Genomic DNA, 15,066 nt, shown 5'->3' on the forward strand with positions numbered 1-15,066 from the left:
AACTGGCGGAATAGCGTCGTCACGGGCTGACAATCTTGCGCATCTGCTTGGGGAGTGGATGCTGCACCGAGGTGATCACATGCCCGCGCAGAGCGTCCCGCGTGGCCTCGTCCGTCGAGTAGATCACCACGCCCATGATTCCGCGGGTCAGCAGGACGTGGTAGGCGTTACGGACACAGCGGTCGATATCGGCCTCGTCGATCGTCCTGGGCCGCAGCTCCGGGTCACGGGTGGCGGTCCGGTCGACGACGAAGCGGCCCTCACGCCAGACGAGATCCGGGCCGATGATCACGCCCACCCAGTCGAACTCGAAGGTCTGGGCGGTGTAGACGCAACCGACCTGCCCGGTACCCCGCGGGTCGGTAGCCCAGAAGTCGGCATCGGGTGCGCCTTCCACGGCATGGCCGCTCTTCACGTTCCAGGGCTGCTGCCAACCGTCGATGGTGACGTCCGCGACCAGCGCGCCGTTCTCGTCCGGATTGCTCCAAGGCCAGCAGAAACCGGCGACGGTTCGCGTGGTCGCCCCTGTGAGTCGTTGCCCCTCAAGGAAGTCCGTCATTTCCTGCGGGGAGTCGGCGAGGTGAACCTGCATCCGCCCGTCGGGCACCCAGACCTGTGGGGTGTGCACGCCCACGCTGAGCAGTTTCAGCACCCAGTCCCGGTAGTAGGCGCTTCCCTGGGCCCGGAACATGCCGCCGAGGTCGATGAGGGTATGCCGAAGCCCCAACGCCTTCGCGCGTTCGATCAAGTACTCGGCCGTGCCGACCTCGCCGGGGCGAAGGGACTGCCAGTCGTCGAGCAGGAAGACGGGGACACGCGACGCCTCTATGATCTCGTCGGCTTGGGGGCGAGCGTTCTCACGCTCTTCGCGGGGCGTGTACCGGTCGACGGAGTGGCGACGAATGCGGTGTGCTTCGTCGCAGATGACGACGTCACAACTGTCCGGCGGCAGCTTCTTCAGCTGGTTGAAGTAGGTGAACAGCCGCGTGGCTTCCTTCTTCAGCTTTCCCTTCATGCCGCGCGGCGCGTTCTGCGCGTAGGTCTCGCGAAGGGTCAGGGTGAGCGCCTTGGCCCCCGAGGCGTGAATGACGTTCCAGCCGGCCTGGTCGAGGGTGCGCCGGAGTTCGAGCGCGATGGCACTCTTGCCGCTGCCCGGCCCGCCCCGGACGATGATGACTTCCTTGGTGCCGCCCTCGTGGACCCGTCGCACCGCCTCGTGTACGTCCTGGTGCGCCAACTCCTGCTCGTCCAGCAGCTGGAAGCGCTCCGGCGGTCCCATACGCGTGGGGAGGTTGACGTCGGCGATCTTCGGCGGATCGTACTCAGGGGAGTCGATCAGCACCTGGGCGGCCTCTCCACCCGGCAGCGCGGCCAACCGCGCACCCAGCATTCTCCGGAACGGCTCGAGCCGGTCCATGGTGTAGAGCCGTCCGTGCTCGCTCTCCGGAAGCTTGAAAAGCTCTCGCACGTCATCGTCGTGAGCGTTGTGCATCAGCACGGCTCCGACGACGCTCTCGGGCTTACCGCGCAGAGCGGCTTTGTACTGCACCAGGTAGTCGCAGTACTTCTGCACCTGCCGGACCGGATGCAGTTTCCAGTTGGCGAAGCCGAGATCGACGGCGACCGACCGCTTCGGGTGCACGGTGGCGGAACGTTGCTGCTTCAGCTCGATCAACACGTACGAGGGTGCGCCGCTGCCCGGGTGCACGCCGGCCAGGAGCACGTCCACATCGGCGTCGGTGTGCGGAAGCCCGAACTCTATGAACACCTCCACCTGACCAAGACCTCGCTCGACGAGGGCATTGATCACCGGAGGCAGACTGTTCTCCCAGGCCTCGACAAGACCATTCGCCGGAGGCGTCCCCTCCTGATCCTTGCCCTTCTTCCGCTTGTGCTTGTCCTTGTAGGCCAGGATCAGCCGTTCGGTCAGCGGACGATGAGCCGTTCCAGGTTGGCGCTTGACCTCTTCGGCCAACGAGGCAGCAGATTCCCGGAGCAGATAGGACGACAAGGACTTCCCCCACGGCACGCCGAATCCCTTGCGGGTGGAGGCATGTCCTGGGAAGCGGAAGCCTGGCGGGCCGCGATGACAGCGAGCAACGTTAGCTCGATTCGGAGCCGTGGGGGCAAGATCGAGCCAGGGGCCCCAAGCAAGCATGGGGAGGGAGATAATCGCTGAGAGGTAAGGTCGGCCGGAAGATTTTAGGCCCGCTTCACGGGTCCGCTGCCGCGCATCGAACCGGTGGTCTTCCTCTCCTCCCCGGATCTGGAGAGCCGCCTCGACGACGTCCAGCGCATCCGGGTTTTCGGCAGAGATGACGGCGCGAGCGGGCTGCCACCTATCTGGCAGGACTTCCTGGGACTGCCGCCGGACCGGCCGGAGCGTCGCATCACCCAGGAGTTCTCAAGCCAGCACCTGCCTCGGCCGGTTGGCCGAGCGGGTCGACGGACTGGTGCAAGAGGAGGGCCGGGTACGGATCCACCTCGTCGGCCAGCAGCCGGACGAGTCGGTCAAGCGTGCAATCGAGCGCGCTGCACGTCGCGAGTACCAGGTGCTCCAGGGCATCACGCACCGGGGCATCTCGGCGGCGGTCGAGATCCGCGACCACGAAGCGGGCCCGGCGATCCTCTTCCGCCACCACAAGACCGACCTCCGTCTCGACCAGTACCTGGCCACGCTTGGCGGCAGACGCGGCCCCGAGATGCGTCTGGACCTGGTGCGGCAACTCGCAGAGGCCGTACGCCCACAGCCGCTCGCTCTACCATCGTGCGCTTGCCGCACGCTCCGTCTATGTCAGCGCCCGCTCGGACGGCTCCGGCCCCGAGCTGCGGATCACCGACTGGCAGACCGCGGCACGGGACGTCGACACGAACGCGACCCTGCTGCGCTCCCTCGGCAACGCCGCTTTCGACGTCGGCCTCATCGAGGACGCCGCACAGGTCTACCTCGCCCCGGAGAGCGAGCAGCCCTACGCGGATCCGGCCGGCCTGGGCGCGGTCTCCGTACGGCCTTGCCACGCCGTCTCGCCGAAGCGACGCTGGCGGCGAGGCTGGCCGATCTGGAAGGGGCCGCCGCAGTACTCAAGGAACCGGTCCAGTTCAGCACCATGGTCGGCTGAGCGGCCGGCTACTCGGCACGAACGCTACATTGCAGGAGAGGCCGGTGCGGGGGCCGTGGCAGCGGTGGCGAGGTCGAGAGGAGAGTCCTGCCCGGGGATGCCCACGCCGGGCGCGGTCACGGCCGTGACCGTTGGCGCGAACAGCTTGCCCGCTGACTGATGCCCGCGTGCATCTGAGACGACGATCCCGCCCGTCCACTTGCCCGTTGGTGCCTGATAGCGGTGCTGGAGTTTTCCGAGACGGGGGCAGTGCCGGTCTCGCACCTCGACGAACCCCGGATGACAGTGAACATTGCCGGCCAGGTCACCGGCGTAGGTCACGGCGGCCGACGGAGCCAGTACGGCGCTCACCAGGAGATCGGCGATCTGTAGACCCAAGTGCGTGTCACTGTGGCCGAAGACCGGAGACTCGGGAAGGTGGGGCATCGGGTCGCCACCCTTGGCGAACTTTCTGGTCGTCACACAGTGCACGTTGCCGACGTTGTCGCTGGGATTGCGACTGTCCAGCACAGCGATGCCGCTGCTGGAGCGTTCAGCGAGATAGTGCTCGAAGTTTGCGCACAGAGTGGTCACCGAAGCCGCGTACATGGCCGTGTCGTCGTTGACGACACCGTCCTGCTTCACCCAAATGCGAGCCATGACCCTGCAGTCGCGACGTTCCAAGATAGTCAGGAGATGATCGAGGAATCCGTGCGCCATACGCCGTTGGTTGCGCCCCGGTCGACGGAAGGACTTGCGTATCGTCTCGCCCTTGATCTCATGGTGGACGACCTGACTCAACGCGGGCACCTTGCGCAGTTCCGGCCGGAACTGCTTCTTGAGGGCGATGAAGTCCCAGGCGAGGCCCTTGATCTGGCTCTCGGGCACAGTGAATCCGCCGATGACCATGACCGGAACGGAGTCGGCCACGCCGGGGTTGAGGACCTGCCCGGTCCCGGACTCATCGAGATAACACAGGTGCAAGACCTTCCCCCTGGGTGCACAAACAGCTATGGCCGACCCCAAATCCTTGGGGGACGGCCATAGGAGGTTCCACGCCGAGCGGAGCTCGGTCGCAGAGTGGTGTTCGTTCTGAGGCGCAGCGTAGTGGAGTCCGCTTGTGACGGGCAATCACGGCGCGGCCGGGACCGGGATGAAGGACAGTTTCGCGCCACCATGCACCGCCACCACATAGTGAAGGCTGGCGAATTGGGAGCGAGGGCTGTGAGAGGTCAAGGCTGACAGAGACGGGTCGGCACAGTCGTCGTGTTCCGCGTCTCCTGCGAGGGCTGATCCCATAACCTTCGAACCCTGCTGCACCTTGACCCATCCTCGCGATAGGGCGCGCAGCTCTCCAAGAGGTGGGGCGCATCAGCGTTTTACGTAGCCGTCAACGTAGCCCTAGGATTCGGCGCCCGGCATATTAGTGCAGGTCGCAGTGCTGCGGTGACTCCCCCCGGCGTACAGCCCGACTCGTCTGCGGCTCAGGTCCCTGACCTGCGAGGCGTCCGCTCCCGTACGCCTTCCGGGCCTCGCGGGGGAGAACACGTCCCGTTGGACGTGCAGCCCGGCCCCTCTCACCGGCGTCGCCGAGCGGCCCGCCGAGCCCTGGCCGGCGTGGCGGTCAGGCGGGCCCCACCGACCGCTCCCGCACTTTTCTCAGGTGCGCCGAGAAGACCTCCCGGGCGTCCGGGCTCAGGGTGCGCAGGGCCACCAGGGCCGTGATGACGACGTCGCAGAGTTCGGCGCGGACGTCGTCCCAGGTGTGGCTCGCGCCCTTGCGCGGGTTCTGGCCCGTCGCGCCGATCACCGCCTGCGCGACCTCGCCGACCTCCTCCGACAGCTTCAGCATCCGCAGCAGGAGGCCCTCGCGGGCGTCGTGCGTGCGATGGTCGTCCAGCCAGGCGTGCAGGAGGTCGATCGTGCCCCAGAGGTCCTCGACAGCGCTGTCAGCCATGGGAGTCAGTCTCCCCCGGCGGGAGCGCGGCGACGCCTACTCCTCGAACAGGGGGTCCTGTTCGCCCTCCGCCGCCCGCCGTACCCGGTTGTTGCGGGTGCCGACCACGGCCAGCGCCGCCGCCGCGGTCACCGCGAGCGCGGCCGGCACCATCCAGCCGCGGTTGACGGTGTGGCCGAGCAGATGGTCCAGCGACAGCCGGCCCGGCCCCGTCACGGCGAGGCCGGCCGCGGTCAGGCCCAGCGTCGCGGCGTACTCGTAGCCGCCGCTCTGCGCGAAGAACCCGTTCGGCGTGTGCACCGCCGCCGCGCCCGCCATCGCACCGGCCGCCGCGGCGCCCGCCGCGGGTGTGGCCAGGCCCAGCGCCAGCAGGGTGCCGCCGCCGGCCTCGGCGAGGCCCGCCGCCGTCGCGCTGGCCTTTCCGGGCGCGTACCCCATGGACTCCATGGCCGCGGCGGTCCCGGAGATTCCGCCTCCGCCGAACCATCCGAACAGTTTCTGCGCGCCGTGCGCGGCGAGTACTCCGCCCGTGCCCAGACGGAGCAGCAGCAGTCCCAGGTCGCTTCGGTCGTAACAGGTCACCATGACTCCAAGGGCAGACAGCGGCATGAGTCCCTCCCGCGTCTCCAGCCTGGCACCGATCGCCCGCCGCCGACGGGCCCGCGCGGCCGTACGGGTGGCGCCCGCCCGGGACCGGTGTGAGTCTGACTGGCATGACGATTCAGGTGACCAAGCTCAGCGACCCGGCCGTCCGGGCCTTCGTCAGTGCCGTGAACGCCCACGACCGCGAGGCCTTCAGGGCCGTCCTCACCGCGGACGCCACCATGGCCGACGACGGGTCCGACCGCGACCTCGCCGACTGGACCGACCGGGAGATCTTCTCCTCGCACGGCCACATGGAGGTCGACAACGAGTCCAACGGCGGCCGTTCGCTCCTCGCCCGGTACAGCAACGACACCTGGGGCGAGATGAAGACGCGGTGGACCTTCGTCGTCGAGGACGGCCGGATCTCCCGGTTCGAGACCGGTCAGGCCTGACCCGCCGGCGGACGGGCGGGCCGCGTACGACCGAGACGGCGGGCGCTCCGGGGGCGCCCGGTGCCCGGCGCCGCCCCGATCCGCGTACGCCGCCGACGTCGCCCTGTCCCCGCCGCCTGGTTGCCCGCGGGGACGCCCTGCTGCTGCGTGGTCGAGGAGTTGGCCTTGCCCTGCGTGAAGACTTGAGGGTCTGGCCGCCTTGCGTCATCACGCGGTCCGAGCTCTGTGTCGAGCCGCTGCCCGACTTGGCGCCGAAGTCGAACTTCGGTCTGCCGGTGGAGTTCCCGGAGGGCGCCGCCACGGCCTTGGTGACCGTCATGTCGGTGCCGAGCCCGTACAGCGACTTCAGGACCTTGCCCTGCGCCTGCTGCATGCCGGCCGACACCGAGTCGACGGTGATCGCCATGGGTCTGGCGCTCGGTATCGCGCTCGATGCCAAAACTCCCGTTCCCCAAAGGTTCTTGGCGCCCGCTGTGGGCGCGGCCACAAGCCACGGAGAAAGCCTTGAGCGGACCTGAGGAAAGGGTGTGCCGGGGCTGAGAATGCGGGGTCCGGAATCAGAATTCGCCAAGACGGCGCATTCCCGTGCGGGGGAGGGCGTACGCCCAGGAAGGCCCTGCTGACCGGGGGTCGGCAGCCCTTCGGGAAAGGCCTCCCCGGCGGCTGCCGGACAGGTCGGTGCGCACGTTCCGGGCGCCCGTTCCGCGGGGCGGTGCGGGCCCTTCGGCGGACCGCTCGGACGGCCTTTCCGCACGGTCGGTGCGGGTGCCTTTGCCGTGCCTTTGGGAGCAGCATGCCCTCCCTTTGTGACCCCGCCGCGCGGCGCCGCGCAGGCGCTTTGTACGGTCCCGGGATGCGCGATTCCTCTCGGCTCACCCGCCGTGCCGCTCTCGGCCTCGCCGCCGCCGTTCCGCTGACCGCCGCCGCACCCGCCTCCGCCGCCGCCACGATCGGCGGCGAGCGGCTGGGGCGTGCCGGGGTCCAGGTGAGCGGCGCCTCGGGACTGCCCGAACTCACCGCCCGTGCCTGGCTGATCGCCGATCACGAGAGCGGACAGGTGCTCGCCTCGTACCGCGCGCACCGGCGCCTGGCGCCCGCGTCCACCCTGAAGATGCTCTTCGCCGACACGGTGCTGGAGAAGTTCGAGCGGACCGACCGGTACAGGGTGACCGACGCCGACCTGGCCGCGATCCCGGCGGGCTCCAGCCTGGTCGGCATCCGGCCCGGAATCACGTACACCGTCGAGCAGTTGTGGCTCGGGGTCTTTCTGCGCTCGGGCAACGACGCGGTGCACGTGCTCAGCCGCATGAACGGCGGGATCGCCGGGACCGTGGCCTCGATGCAGGCCAAGGCCGCGGATCTGCAGGCCCTGGACACCCATGTGGTCAGCCCCGACGGGTTCGACCACAAGGGGCAGCTCTCCTCCGCCTACGACCTGACGCTCTTCGCCCGGCACGGCCTGCACGACCCCGACTTCCGGGCCTACTGCGCGACGCGCACCGCCGACTTCCCGGCGGGCGGGAAGAAGACCTTCCAGATCCAGAACACCGACCGCCTGCTGACGGGCGCCTGGGGGATGGAGACGTACAAGGGTCTGATCGGGGTGAAGAACGGCTACACCAGCCATGCCGGCAACACCTTCACCGGGGCGGCGACCCGTGACGGACGCACGCTCCTGGTCACCGTGCTGCATCCGAAGAGCGGGGGCAACGGCGTCTACGAGGAGACGGCCGCCCTGCTCGACTGGGGTTTCGCGCACGCGGGGAAGGCCCGGCCCGTGGGCGTCCTGGTCGACCCGGTCAGCGAGGGCGGCGCGAGTCCCGCGGCGACCAGGAAGCCCGTCAGGGCCGCGGCGGGCGCCCCTGCCTCTCACGCGGAGGGCACCTCGTCCTGGGGCCTGGCCGGCGGGACGGCCGGAGCGCTCGCGCTGCTGGCGGGCGGCGCCTACGCGTGGCGCCGCCGCAGAGACGACCGGGCGGTCGAGGGCGCGGACGGGGCGGAGGGCGGGCCCGGGGCCTGATCTGCGGGCGGCCGTCCCGGGTCCGTGCACAGCCTCGCAAGCGAGGCCCACCCCTGCCGGACCGCGGAACGGCCGCCGCCTCCCCCTCGGTGCGGCTGCGGGCGTCCTGTCCTCCACATGTGAAGACACGGTGGAGAAATGCGTGAGGAAGAGTAGAGCATAAGCTCCTCACCGGCCGCCATGGGTGCGGACGTACAACTTCCGTTTGTGCGGATCGAGTCGTCGCCCGACGCGGCCCCGGTATCAGCCGCGACCCACGTACGGCATGGCCGTCGCCAGCACCGTGGCGAACTGCACGTTCGCCTCCAGGGGGAGTTCGGCCATGTGCCGTACCGTGCGGGCCACGTCGGCCACGTCCATCACGGGCTCGACCGCGAGTTCACCGTTGGCCTGCAGGGTGCCGGTCCGCATCCGCTCGGTCATGTCGGTGGCCGCGTTCCCGATGTCGATCTGCCCCACCGCGATCCGGTACGGGCGCCCGTCCAGGGAGAGCGCCTTGGTCAGTCCGGTCAGGGCGTGCTTGGTCGCCGTGTAGGCGACCGACTGCGGACGGGGCGTGTGCGCGGAGATCGAGCCGTTGTTGATGATCCGCCCGCCCTGCGGATCCTGCTCCTTCATCTGCCGGTACGCCGCCTGCGCGCACAGGAAGGCCCCGTTGAGGTTGGTGTCCACCACGTGCCGCCAGGCGTCGTAGGGCAGTTCCTCGACCGGGACGCCGCCGGGGCCGAACGTGCCTGCGTTGTTGAAGAGCAGGTCCAGGCGGCCGAAGCGGTCGCGGACGGCGGCGAAGAGGGCCGCCACGTCGTCGGGGTCCGAGACGTCCGTCCGCAGCACCAGCGAGGGGGCCCCGGGGGCGAGCGCCGCCGTGTCCCGCAGCGTTTCGGCACGGCGCCCCGCGAGCGCCACCGACCAGCCCGTGCGCAGCAGTTCCACGGCGACCGCGCGGCCGATGCCGGAGCCCGCCCCGGTCACCACAGCGGTCTTCGTTTGCATGGCATTCATGGCCCCGCAGCGTACGGGAGGGTCCGCCATCCGGAACTCATCCATCCGCCATCTGGCTGTTGTGTACGCGACAGGCCAGCGTCGACCCTGGCCACTCCAATGCCTCGTACAACCACCGTCAGGGGAGGGCCAGATGACACCCGCAGCCCATCAGCCACCGCACGCCCCGTCCCGGCACGCAGCCGAACTGCGCGCCGCCGCCCGGCACATCGGACGCCGCCGCTTCCTCACCGTCACGGGCGCGGCCGCCGCACTCGCCTTCGCCGTCGAGCTGCCGGCCGCGGGCGTGGCGAGCGCCGCCGAACTCGACGCCGCGAAGATCACCGACGACCCCTTCACGCTCGGGGTGGCCTCGGGCGACCCGCTGCCCGGCTCCGTCCTGCTGTGGACCCGCCTCGCCCCGAAGCCCTACCAGGCCGACGGCGGACTGCCCCGGGAACGCGTCGTCGTGCACTGGGAACTGGCCCACGACGAGCGGTTCCGCCGCATCGCCAGACGCGGCACCGCCCTCGCGCACCCCGAGTTCAACCACAGCCTGCACGTCGAGGTCGGCCACCTCGACGCCGACCGGGTCTTCTACTACCGCTTCCGCGCGGGCAACTGGGTCAGCGGCACCGGCCGCACCCGCACCGCGCCCGCCACCCGCAGCCACGCCTCCGCGCTCACCCTCGCCGCGGTCTCCTGCCAGGCGTACCACGACGGCTACTTCACCGCGTACAAGCACCTCGCCGAGGACGACGTCGACGTGGTCTTCCACCTCGGCGACTACCTCTACGAGTACGCCGTCAACTCCGTCGGCGGCGCCCGCAAGTACACCGACCGCATCCTGCCCGACCTCTTCAACCACGAGACCGTGACCCTGGAGGACTACCGGCTGCGGTACGCCCTCTACAAGTCCGACCCCGACCTGCGGGCCGCCCACGCCGCCCACCCCTTCGTCGTCACCTGGGACGACCACGAGACCGAGAACAACTACGCCGGGGACATCGACGAGAACGGCAACCCGCCGGAGGAGTTCCTGCTGCGCCGGGCCGCCGCCTACCGGGCCTACTGGGAGAACCAGCCGCTGCGCCGTCCCCAGCTGCCGGACGGGCCCGACGCGCGGCTGTACCGGCGCCTCCAGTGGGGCCGGCTCGCCCAGTTCGACATCCTCGACACCCGCCAGTACCGCTCCAACCAGGCCTACGGCGACGGCTCGCACGTCCCCGGCCCCGAGTCGGACGACCCGGCGCGCACGATCACCGGGGCGACGCAGGAGCGCTGGCTGATCGACGGCTGGCGCGACTCGCGGGCCCTGTGGAACGTGGTCCCGCAGCAGGTGACCTTCTCCCAGCGCAAGCTGGACCTCAACGCGGTGGCGAAGGTGTCGATGGACGCCTGGGACGGCTACCGGGCCTCGCGCCAACGGGTCCTCGCCGGGGCGAAGTCGGCAGGCGTCGAGAACCTGATGGTGCTCACCGGTGACGTCCACGTCGGGTACGCCTTCGACATCAAGGACGACTTCGACGACCCGGCGTCGGCGACGCTCGGCACGGAGATCGTCGCGACGTCCGTCGCCAGCGGCAAGGACGGCGCGGACCGCCCCGCCAACTGGGAGACCTACACCAAGGCCAACCCGCACCTGAAGTTCTACAACGGGCGGCGCGGCTATGTGACCGTGGAGCTCGGACGCGAGGAGGCGCGGGCCGACTTCAAGACGGTGTCCGCCGTGACGACGCCGGGGGCGCCGATCACGACGGCCGCGTCCTTCGTGACGGAGGTGGGCGACCAGGGCCTCGAGCCGGCCTGAGCCGAGCGGCCCCCACGCCGGCCCGCGTGGCTCCCACGCCGGCCCGGGCGGCCCCCGTGCCGGCGTGGGAGCCCCCTAGGCGATCTCTCCGGGGTAGCGGACGCCGACGCGGTCGCGTATCGCGTCGAGCGTCCGCATCACGGCGAGGGTGCCGTCCAGCGGGACCAGCGGCGACTCGGTCTCCCCGGCGCGCAGGGCCCGCATCACCTCGACGGCCTCGTGCTTGAGGCTGTTGCGGGGGCCGCTCGCCGGGTCGGCCAGGAACTTCTCGGGGTCGCGGCCGTCGCGGTGCAGCACGAAGTGGTCCGGGAAGAAGAACCCCTCCGGAATGTCGATACGGCCCGCGGAGCCGGTGACCGAGGCGGACACCGGGGTACCGCCGCTGATGGAGCAGTGCACCGAAGCGAGAGCGCCGCTCTCGTAGGAGAGCAGTGCGCCTGTCTGGAGATCGACGCCCTCGTCGGAGAGCACCGCTCTCGCGGTGACGTCCGAGGGCTCGCCGAGCAGCAACTGCGCGAACGACACCGGGTACACGCCCAGATCCAGGAGCGCGCCGCCCCCCTGCGCGGGGTCCCGCAGCCGGTGCGAGGGCGGAAAGGGCCCCGCGAGACCGAAGTCCGCCTGCACCGTGCGCACGTCACCGATCGCACCGTCGTCCACCAGCGCCTTCAACCGCCGGACCAGCGGATTGCAGTACATCCACATGGCCTCCATCAGGAAGCTGCCCCGCTCCCGGGCGAGCGCCACCAGCTCCTGCGCCTCCCGTGCGTTCAGCGTGAACGCCTTCTCGCACAGCACGTGCCGCCCCGCCTCCAGGCACAGCCCCGCGGCCACCCGGTGCGCCGAGTGCGGAGTGGCGACGTACACCACGTCGACGTCCTCGTCCGCGGCGAGCGACGCCCAGTCGCCGTACGCCCGGGGTATCGCGAACCGCTCCGCGAACGCCTTCGCCGACTCCTGGCTGCGCGACGCCACCGCCACGAGCTCCGCGTCCGGCAGATCCACCAGGTCCGCGGCGAACGCCGCCGCGATCCCTCCGGTCGCCAGAATTCCCCACCGCACGTTCTCGCCCGTCATCCCCGGCCCCTCGCCCTGTGACCCCGAACACCCTGTACGAGCTGAGAGCATAGGTGGCGGACCGAACGGAGAGGGAGGGGCACATGGCGGAGGGCGGCCGCACCACGAAGGGGCAGCAGGACCCCCAGGGGCACCCCGCGCACGCGGCGGTCGCCGAGCAGGCACCCGTCACCGCCGTGCCCCTGCCCGGCGCCGCGGCCCTGCGCCGGACCGGACTCCTCGTCATCCTCGTCCTCGGCGGGCTCACCGCCACGCCCCCGCTGGCCATGGACATGTACCTCCCGTCGCTGCCGGAGGTGACCAGGTCGCTGCACGCGCCCGCCGCGACCGTGCAGCTCACCCTCACCGCCTGCCTGGCGGGCATGGCGCTCGGCCAGCTCGTCGTGGGCCCGCTGAGCGACCGACTGGGCCGCCGCAGACCCCTGCTGGCAGGCCTCGCCGTCTACATCGTGGCCACCGCGCTGTGCGCCGTGGCCCCCAACGTCGAACTCCTCGTGGCCTTCCGGCTCGCCCAGGGCCTGGCGGGGGCCGCCGGAATCGTCATCGCCCGGGCCGTTGTTCGCGACCTGTACGACGGCGTGGCCATGGCGCGGTTCTTCTCCACCCTGATGCTGGTCTCGGGGGTCGCCCCGATCGTCGCCCCGCTCATCGGCGGGCAGATCCTGCGCGTCACCGACTGGCGGGGCGTCTTCGTCGTCCTCACGCTCGTCGGCGTCGTGCTGACGGCCGTCGTGTGGTTCCGGCTGCCCGAGACGCTCGCCCCCGAGGACCGGCACGGCGGCGGTGTCGGCGCGGCTCTGCACGCCATGCGGGGACTGCTCGCCGACCGAGTCTTCGCCGGCTACATGCTGGCGGGCGGCTTCGCCTTCGCCGCGCTGTTCGCCTACATAGCCGCCTCGCCCTTCGTGATCCAGGAGATCTACGGCGCCTCCCCGCAGACCTTCAGCCTGCTGTTCGGGCTGAACTCCGTCGGCCTGGTGGCCGCCGGCCAGCTCAACGGCAAGGTCCTCGTCGGCCGGGTCAGCCTGGACAAGACGCTCGCCACCGGTCTCGCCGTGGTCGCCCTCTCCGCGACCGCCCTGCTCCTCATGTCGACCGGCGTCCTCGGCGAGGTCGGGCTCGTGCCCGTCGCCGGCGCGCTCTTCGCCCTGATGACCGCCATGGGCATCACCCTCCCCAACACCCAGGCCCTCGCCCTGATGCGCACCCGGCACACCGCGGGCTCCGCGTCGGCCCTCCTGGGCACCACCTCCTTCCTCGTCGGCGCGATCGCCTCCCCCCTCGTCGGTGTCGCGGGCGAGCACACCGCGGTGCCGATGGCCGTCGTCCAACTGGCCGCGGCACTGGTGGCGATCGCCTGCTTCGTGGCACTGTGCCGTCCCTGGGAACGAGGATCATCCCGGCTGCCCGACGCGGACCGCGAGCCCGAGGACGGCCGGACAGCGCAAGGAAAGGCGGCAGGGAGCTGAGCGCACCGAGACTGCGCGTCGACACACCGGAACGTGCCGGGCTCGACTCCGGGGAGCTTCGTCACCTCGTACGGGAGGTGCGCACCCTGACGACGGGGGAGCGCCCCTGGGCGGCGGGCACCGTCGTGGTCGCCGGGCGCGGCCCGGTGATCGCCGTCGAGGAGGCGGCCGGGTGGGCGGTGCGCTATGCGTCGTACGACGCGGAGAAGGACGTCGGCATCGAGGCGGCGCCCGGGGACCGGGTGCCGATGACCGTGGACACGCCGTTCGACCTGGCCTCGCTGACCAAGCTGTTCACCGCGGTCGCCGCGGTCCAGCAACTGGAGCGCGGCACGCTGGGCATCGACGCGCGGGTGGCGGCGTACCTGCCCGACTTCCGCGCCGTCGCGCGGCACGGCATCACCGTGCGCCAGCTCCTCACCCACACGTCGGGGCTGCGGCCCGAACTCCCGCTGTACGACTGCCCGTCCGAGGAGGCGCGCCTCGAACTCCTGCGGGCGGAGGCGCCGTTGTCGCGGCCCGGCTCCGTGTACCGCTACTCCGACCTCAACCTGCTGCTCCTGCAGTACGTCCTGGAACGCATCGCCGGGCGCGGACTCGACGTCCTGATCCACGACGGGATCACCCGGCCGCTGGGCATGACGGCGACCGGCTTCGGACCGTGCCCCGGCGCCGCCGCCACCGAGGACCAGCGGCGGCCGTGGGCGAAGGCGGACCGGGGGATGCTGCGGGGCGTGGTGCACGACGAGAACGCGTGGGCGCTCGGTGGAGTGGCCGGACACGCGGGCCTCTTCTCCACGGGCCGCGACCTCGCCGTCTTCTGCCGCGCCCTCCTCGCCGGGGGCTCCTACGGCCCCGCCCGCATCCTCGGGCCCGACTTCGTCGAGCTGATGCTGACCCCGCCGGGGCTCGGCTTCGCCGTGGACCAGCGGTGGTTCATGGGCGACCTGGCCGGTCGCGGCGCGGTGGGCCACACGGGGTTCACGGGCACGTCCCTGGTCCTCGACCCGGCCACGGACACGTTCCTCGTCCTCCTGGCCAACACGGTCCACCCGCGTCGCCGTGCCCCGGACAACACCCCGCGCGCGGCAGCCGCGACCCGCCTGGCCCACGCGGTACGGGGCCCCACAGGCACCCCGCCCCCGCCGTAGCCGGCCCGTACCCTCCCCGCCGCCCCGGGTGGGCAGGCCCGCCGTCCCGGCCGCCCCAGCTGTGGGCAGGCGTGCGTCCCGGCCGCCCCAGCTGTGGGAGGCGCGTCACCCCGGCCGCCCCAGTCGTGGGCAGGCGCGTCACCCCGGCCTCCCCAGCCGTGGGCAGGCGCGCCACCCCGGCCTCCCCAGCCGTGGGCAGGCGTGCCGACCCGGCCGCCCCAGCTGTGGGCAGGCGTGCCGCAAGGGGCGGCACGGGTGGGCACAGCGGCACCTTGCGGCGCCGGGTTCGCCGACCGGCCTGGCGTGCGCGGGGTCGCCGGGTGGTGTGGAGGCGGTGGGGGGTGTGCCGTGCGGGAGGGGGGCGCCTGCGCGGCGCCGGGTTCGCCGACCGGCCTGGCGTGCGCGGGGTCGCCGGGTGGTGTGGAGGCGGTGGGGGGTGTGCCGTGCGGGAGGGGGGCGCCTGCGT

General features: G+C 71.2%; 13 protein-coding genes. 6 read left to right on the top strand and 7 right to left on the bottom strand.

What is annotated here, in order from left to right:
• Positions 1-19: 19 nt before the first annotated feature.
• The 5 genes from ACZ4NT_RS02350 to ACZ4NT_RS02370 all read right to left on the bottom strand — a co-directional run bounded on the left by ACZ4NT_RS02350 (position 20) and on the right by ACZ4NT_RS02370 (position 5,637).
• Positions 20-1,975 (bottom strand): DNA/RNA helicase domain-containing protein, encoded by a 1,956-nt coding sequence (locus tag ACZ4NT_RS02350; protein ID WP_467722798.1) that lies wholly within the window; start codon positions 1,973-1,975, stop codon positions 20-22.
• A 415-nt stretch (positions 1,976-2,390) separates the two neighbouring features.
• Positions 2,391-2,726 (bottom strand): hypothetical protein, encoded by a 336-nt coding sequence (locus tag ACZ4NT_RS02355; protein WP_467722800.1) that lies wholly within the window; start codon positions 2,724-2,726, stop codon positions 2,391-2,393.
• Between the two features lie 417 nt (positions 2,727-3,143).
• Entirely contained in the window at positions 3,144-4,124 is a 981-nt protein-coding gene (locus tag ACZ4NT_RS02360; protein ID WP_467722801.1) for a DUF3800 domain-containing protein, read from the bottom strand.
• A gap of 598 nt (positions 4,125-4,722) precedes the next feature.
• Positions 4,723-5,055, bottom strand: coding sequence for a MazG-like family protein (locus ACZ4NT_RS02365; protein WP_121403346.1), 333 nt, complete (start codon positions 5,053-5,055; stop codon positions 4,723-4,725).
• 36 nt (positions 5,056-5,091) lie between these two features.
• Positions 5,092-5,637 (bottom strand): DoxX family membrane protein, encoded by a 546-nt coding sequence (locus ACZ4NT_RS02370; protein ID WP_121404758.1) that lies wholly within the window; start codon positions 5,635-5,637, stop codon positions 5,092-5,094.
• A 131-nt stretch (positions 5,638-5,768) separates the two neighbouring features.
• Between ACZ4NT_RS02370 and ACZ4NT_RS02375 the strand changes: the two genes are divergently transcribed.
• The 3 genes from ACZ4NT_RS02375 to ACZ4NT_RS02385 all read left to right on the top strand — a co-directional run bounded on the left by ACZ4NT_RS02375 (position 5,769) and on the right by ACZ4NT_RS02385 (position 8,112).
• Complete coding sequence (locus ACZ4NT_RS02375) at positions 5,769-6,092, top strand: nuclear transport factor 2 family protein (RefSeq protein ID WP_121403347.1); 324 nt, start codon at positions 5,769-5,771, stop codon at positions 6,090-6,092.
• Between the two features lie 245 nt (positions 6,093-6,337).
• A complete protein-coding gene (locus tag ACZ4NT_RS02380) occupies positions 6,338-6,610 on the top strand; it encodes a hypothetical protein (protein WP_467722803.1) in 273 nt (90 codons plus the stop codon).
• Between the two features lie 335 nt (positions 6,611-6,945).
• Positions 6,946-8,112: a D-alanyl-D-alanine carboxypeptidase family protein gene (locus ACZ4NT_RS02385; RefSeq protein ID WP_467722805.1), complete on the top strand. Its 1,167-nt coding sequence runs from the start codon at positions 6,946-6,948 to the stop codon at positions 8,110-8,112.
• 243 nt (positions 8,113-8,355) lie between these two features.
• Here the strand turns inward: ACZ4NT_RS02385 and ACZ4NT_RS02390 are convergent, their stop codons facing one another.
• A complete protein-coding gene (locus ACZ4NT_RS02390) occupies positions 8,356-9,114 on the bottom strand; it encodes an SDR family oxidoreductase (protein ID WP_121404759.1) in 759 nt (252 codons plus the stop codon).
• A 133-nt stretch (positions 9,115-9,247) separates the two neighbouring features.
• Here ACZ4NT_RS02390 and ACZ4NT_RS02395 point away from each other — a divergent pair, with 133 nt between their 5' ends.
• Positions 9,248-10,903, top strand: a complete 1,656-nt coding sequence (locus ACZ4NT_RS02395; RefSeq protein ID WP_467722807.1) for an alkaline phosphatase D family protein — start codon at positions 9,248-9,250, stop codon at positions 10,901-10,903.
• A gap of 75 nt (positions 10,904-10,978) precedes the next feature.
• On the opposite strand, the gene ACZ4NT_RS02400 is transcribed toward ACZ4NT_RS02395, so the two are convergent.
• On the bottom strand, positions 10,979-11,980 hold the full coding sequence (locus tag ACZ4NT_RS02400; RefSeq protein ID WP_121403350.1) for a Gfo/Idh/MocA family protein: 1,002 nt from the start codon (positions 11,978-11,980) through the stop codon (positions 10,979-10,981).
• 83 nt (positions 11,981-12,063) lie between these two features.
• On the opposite strand from ACZ4NT_RS02400, the gene ACZ4NT_RS02405 reads away from it, so the two are divergent.
• Positions 12,064-13,449, top strand: coding sequence for a multidrug effflux MFS transporter (locus tag ACZ4NT_RS02405; RefSeq protein ID WP_467722809.1), 1,386 nt, complete (start codon positions 12,064-12,066; stop codon positions 13,447-13,449).
• A complete protein-coding gene (locus ACZ4NT_RS02410; protein WP_467722892.1) occupies positions 13,377-14,600 on the top strand; it encodes a serine hydrolase domain-containing protein in 1,224 nt (407 codons plus the stop codon). The genes ACZ4NT_RS02405 and ACZ4NT_RS02410 overlap by 73 nt, the downstream gene beginning before the upstream one ends.
• The last annotated feature ends 466 nt before the right edge of the window (positions 14,601-15,066 follow it).

The sequence above is a fragment of the Streptomyces sp. NPDC026417 genome (assembly GCF_055567695.1).